Raw genomic sequence first — 2,932 nt, forward strand, 5'->3', positions numbered from 1 at the left:
GCAAGTTATATAAAAAGAAAAAGGGTGGTTTAAGGCAAAAGGGAAATATTGACTAACTTTAGAACAGGACTATGGCTTTTCATAGGATACATTGTTGTAAAACGTTTTTTATTCATTCGATTCGTACAAATTTTCCAGAATGAGAAATCACGTGCAGATTCACTCGCATTGTAAAGTCGATTGTGTCTTTTTTGCAATCCGTAATTTCATAATATGGTTTTCCGTTTGATATTAGTGCTTTTTGAAATTCCGTTAAAGAGTCAGTTTGTTTTTCAAGTGGTTTAAGTCGAAAGGAATTCTCTCCGAGTGTTTCAATCGTGTATTTCCGATTCGAGTCAGAATTTATTTCCGTTAAAGTTTGTCCATTTATTACAAATTCAAATTTTGGATAATTTGCAAACTCTTTGTCATAAACAACTTTATATTTTCCGTTTTCTAATACGCAATTATTATCTACGCATTTAAATCCGAAACTTATCAAAATCAGTATGTAGAGTGTCTTTTTCAAAATGTTTTACAACGGTTCGTGTATGATTAGTTGCGGATTTTTCCAACGGAAAATGTCCGCCTAACCCTAAAGATAATTGATTGCAGGAATTTCCATTTGTAAATTCTTACCGCAATTAATTATAAACCATGTTGTAATGAGTTTTTTATGTCCTTTTCGATATACTTTGTCAGTTTCTTAAAAAGTCCTTTTTCCTGAACTCTGTAAACCCACCAAAACCAAACAAGTCCAATTGGGAGAAGTCCATAAATCCAAAATGGCAAAGTTTCATTTGAGATAAGACCTGCGATAATGATGATGAGAAAAATAAGAGTGAATAGATATAATTCAATGCGGATTTTTGTGGTCAAATCCACTTTGGTTTTTCCGTTTTCCAATTCCGACAATTTGGCAAATCCTTTTATTCCTTCGACTGGTAGATAATTTACGATTAGTGTTCCAAGAGAAAAATTTGATAAAAATTTGAATGATGAATCGTCAATCCATTCCTAGCGAAATCCACGGTCTTTTTTGAACCGAATCAATTCTTTCAACTCAGATATAGTTCCATTAAATTCCAGAGAATCTTTAAGAATTAGTTTGTCCAGCAAATTCAGTTTTGTTTAAATGCATTACAACGGTCTCGTATAACCGTCAGTTACGGGATTAAAGTTAATAATTTTCGGTTAAGAACTGGCGTTAGCAATTCCGAGTGGATTCGGACGTAGTCGAATCCGCCGTAATTGCGGTTATACATTGTTAGGCACTGGCATTTTCCATTATTTTTATAAATCGATTATGGTTTTCAGTCAGTTTATTTTCTTTTCCGTATTCTTTCAAATAATTAACTAATTCAGTCGGATTGCTTGATTTCATAAATGAATCTTGACTTAAAAAACCAATTTCGAAATTTGATAGAGTAGAAGTCAAGCACAATTCAGTTTTCATTCCCTTATTTCTGTCCGTTACTATTCCTACTTTGTAAATTTTTCCGTCTCTTGTTATTGAAAAGTAAACTTGTTTTGAGTTAGATAACTTGTCAATTTTTTCAAACGTTTGCTCAAATAATTTTCTTTTTGAATCAGTCCTTCTTTTGATTTTGTTCAGAATTTTTGAAGCAATGTCAATTCTTAAACAATCCTGCTCAATTTCTTTTCTTGAAAGCAAAATTTCATAATCCGATTTGTTCAGAATTTCCTGATTTGGGTAAATAGCAAATTCCTTAACGCAACCACTTATTATGGCTCTTTGTAAACTCGTCAAATTTTTGATTGGAAAATATAACTTTGACTGAATTTTATCTAATTCATTAGCGTGTCCAATGTCAGAATTTTTTTTCCTCAATTCAAAAGAGTCTTTAATCAATTGAATTTCGTTAATTTCAAATTTTTTCATAATCGTGGTTTTTGCTTGTGCCTAACGTGTTTGTATATGATTAGTGGCGTGTTTTAAGCACAAAATTTAGCAAATAAAAACCGAATAGAAAATCCGCGAGGATTTTCGTAAGTAGGCGAGAACCAGCCATTAATTATACACGGTGTTGCCATTAGTTTTTTTCTTCCGCTAAACATTTTTCAATTCCCAATTTCGCATTTTCAAATTCGGGAATGTATCTCTCTTTAAAACTCATTTTTGGTTTTCGTTTATCAACTTCTATTTTAAAATCCTCGAATTCAGGCAAGTCAAACTCATAAAATGCTTTTCCATTAAATTTCGGCATATTTTCCACATATTCTTTTGCTCTAAAGCAGTTATTCGGGAATCGAGTTGTCGCATAAGAAGTAACTTGACTTCCAACGTGTCTCATTGCAGTTAAAAAAAGTATCGCCTTTTCTGAATCATTATTCAGATTTAGATTTTCCAAGTCAATATTTGTTTCCGCTAAATCTATTGGCTTTTGTTTATTCAAAACATCTATGAAAATCGAGCTGTAATAAAATGCTAAAAGTTCATTCCTTGTCGGTAAGTCTTTAATTGAGTTCTTAACGACCTTTTTTGTTGATAGTTTTTTTAGTCCAACGTGTGGACCATTAAATGAATTCCATTTTAGTTTGGTATTCAGATAATGAGCAACCAGAGTATTGTCAGTCGGTTTGTTTAAAAATTGATTAGAGGTTATATTGTTTTGTCTTTTGCTTAATTCGACAAAAAAATCCTTGATTTGATTTAATTCAGGTGCATTAAACTCCGCATTATTTGAGGTTCCGTTATTTTCCCAAACAGCAATTATATATTCGGGAATTATTTCGTTGTATTCAACATTTTTAATTTGTCCGAAAACAGAATTAATAGAAAGAAATAATATTGCTAAAATGGTTGTTTTCATAGTTTGGGTCAAATTAATGGCAACGGTTTCGGCTAAGCGTAGTGCGGTAGTAAGGAAACTTTTCGTTTCCGTCTGCGCACGAAGCTAAAGCTTATTGTTTAGTTATATTTTTTCTTGTT

At 31.9% G+C, this 2,932-nt stretch carries 3 protein-coding genes; all 3 read right to left on the reverse strand.

Annotated features, from left to right (window positions below; genetic code table 11):
• Positions 1-627: 627 nt before the first annotated feature.
• The 3 genes from BIZ36_RS20365 to BIZ36_RS20375 all read right to left on the reverse strand — a co-directional run bounded on the left by BIZ36_RS20365 (position 628) and on the right by BIZ36_RS20375 (position 2,813).
• A complete protein-coding gene (locus tag BIZ36_RS20365) occupies positions 628-885 on the reverse strand; it encodes a hypothetical protein (protein WP_187459697.1) in 258 nt (85 codons plus the stop codon).
• A gap of 361 nt (positions 886-1,246) precedes the next feature.
• Complete coding sequence (locus tag BIZ36_RS20370; RefSeq protein ID WP_187459698.1) at positions 1,247-1,882, reverse strand: hypothetical protein; 636 nt, start codon at positions 1,880-1,882, stop codon at positions 1,247-1,249.
• 151 nt (positions 1,883-2,033) lie between these two features.
• Positions 2,034-2,813, reverse strand: coding sequence for a hypothetical protein (locus BIZ36_RS20375; RefSeq protein WP_187459699.1), 780 nt, complete (start codon positions 2,811-2,813; stop codon positions 2,034-2,036).
• Between the last annotated feature and the right edge of the window lie 119 nt (positions 2,814-2,932).

This window comes from Cytophaga sp. FL35 (genome assembly GCF_014349235.1).
Lineage (GTDB): Bacteria > Bacteroidota > Bacteroidia > Flavobacteriales > Flavobacteriaceae > Euzebyella.

Bases quoted from the DNA above. Each gene is read 5' to 3' on its own strand.
- BIZ36_RS20370 (WP_187459698.1), bottom strand. From the start codon at position 1,882: ATGAAAAAATTTGAAATTAACGAAATTCAATTGATTAAAGACTCTTTT.
- BIZ36_RS20375 (WP_187459699.1), bottom strand. From the start codon at position 2,813: ATGAAAACAACCATTTTAGCAATATTATTTCTTTCTATTAATTCTGTT.